General features: G+C 37.8%; 1 protein-coding gene and 2 pseudogenes. All 3 read right to left on the bottom strand.

Features of this window, described 5'->3' with window-relative positions; all coding sequences use genetic code 11:
• Nucleotides 1-452, bottom strand: a pseudogene (gene oppB, locus ABZ857_RS44145) (murein tripeptide/oligopeptide ABC transporter permease OppB); the annotation flags it as partial.
• The gene (oppF, locus tag ABZ857_RS44140; RefSeq protein ID WP_010906164.1) at nt 433-1,392 is read right to left on the bottom strand and encodes a murein tripeptide/oligopeptide ABC transporter ATP-binding protein OppF; all 960 of its coding nucleotides are present in this window, start codon (nt 1,390-1,392) and stop codon (nt 433-435) included. The gene oppF and the pseudogene oppB, both read right to left, overlap by 20 nt.
• Nucleotides 1,389-1,686: pseudogene (locus ABZ857_RS44135) on the bottom strand (hypothetical protein); the annotation flags it as partial. The gene oppF and the pseudogene ABZ857_RS44135, both read right to left, overlap by 4 nt.

Below are 1,686 nucleotides of genomic sequence, written 5' to 3'. Positions count from 1 at the left end.
ATCAAGAGATAGAATACGTAAGGTGGAATACCAAAAGTAATTGAATTATAGGTCAACCACAATTGGTCTTGCCATTTTCCTTCATTTCGAGCTGCAACTATCGACATCGGAATAGCAAATAAGTAAGTTAAAATAACTGACAAAAGTGACATCCAAAAAGTATTAATCGCTCTATGTCCAATGACAGTCATCACAGGCTCTTTGAGATTATAGGACATTCCTAAATTCCCATGTATGGCATTCCCTAGCCACCTGAGATACTGCTCCCACCAAGGGTCATATAAACCTGCTGCCCGTCTTAATGCTTCAACTTCATGTGGGTCGGTATGAGGACCAATCAACCCTGAAAAAGGATCACCAGGCATCAATTTAGCAAAGAAGAAAACAAGAATACTCAAGATAAATAATTGAGGGATCATCAATAAAATACGTCTAATAATTACTTTCCACATTTTCCCCTCCTTTTGGCAAAGCAGCCCAATGACTTTCACTTAATTTTTTTAAGGGCAAAGCGTGTCCATCTTTGTCATAAAAATTTGCTTTTTTATCCTCAAAGTCTTGTTCAACTTTTAGACGGTTTTTCCGATTTTCCGCTCTTCTTGTAACATCAATCGAAGGGATAGCAGATAAGAGTCGTTTAGTATAAATGTGCTGTGGCTCATCAAAAATATCTCTTCGTGTTCCTTTTTCGACAATTCGACCGTTGTGCATGACTGCAATATTATCAGTCATATGGCGGACAACCCCTAAATCATGAGAAATAAAAAGAAATGCAATTCCCAAGTCCTTTTGAATGAGCTTCATGAAATTCAAAACCTGAGCTTGAACAGATAAGTCTAATGCTGAAACTGGTTCATCGGCCACAATTAACTTAGGATTAGTAGCAACTGCCCGTGCGATTCCAATTCTTTGTTGTTGACCTCCAGAAAATTGGAAAGGATACTGTTCTAAAGCTTGTTTAGGTAGTCCAACAATATCCAATAATTCATGAATCCGTTTATTTTCCGTATTAGCATCTATTTTTTCAAAATTTCGAATAGGCTCCGCAATGATATCGTAAATTGTTTTCCGTGGATTCAAACTCGAAAATGCATCTTGAAAAATCATTTGAACATCTTTATTGTATTTGAGCTGGTTTCTTATCTTTTTTTTGCTGACATCTTGTCCTTTGTAAATCAATTGTCCTGATGTCATTTGTTCTAAACCAACAATTGTTTTGCCAATCGTTGATTTTCCAGAGCCAGATTCACCAACTAAACCGACAGTTTCTCCTTCATGAATCGTTAAATCTACTCCATCAACGGCTAAAACATTATCTGTCACTCGATTAAAGAAACCAGATCGAATAGGATAATAAACTTTTAAGTCCTTTAAATTAAGAATTTCGCTCACTTTTTACCCCCTTTCAATTTTTGATCTGGAAATTCAAATTTTTTCCAAGCCTGACCTCGAACAAAATGATTTGAAGAAATTTCAGTCATTTTTTCCGAAATTACTTTTTGAGCTTCTTCTTTCATCCAAGGCACTCGAGCGAGAAATAAATCTTTGTCATACTCAATTTCTGACAGAGAAGGCACAGACCCTGGAATCACATATAAATCATCCGAAACTGTTTTTGCGTGCCATGCCTCCCGGCGGATCGGTGAAGCCGGATGTGGACGGCCGTCCGCGTCGCGCCATCGGGCC

This window comes from Microbispora sp. NPDC046933, from assembly GCF_040644635.1.
Lineage (GTDB): Bacteria > Actinomycetota > Actinomycetes > Streptosporangiales > Streptosporangiaceae > Microbispora.
The sequence above is the reverse complement of the archived record's forward strand: the minus strand, read 5'-3'. Positions and strand labels throughout refer to the sequence as shown.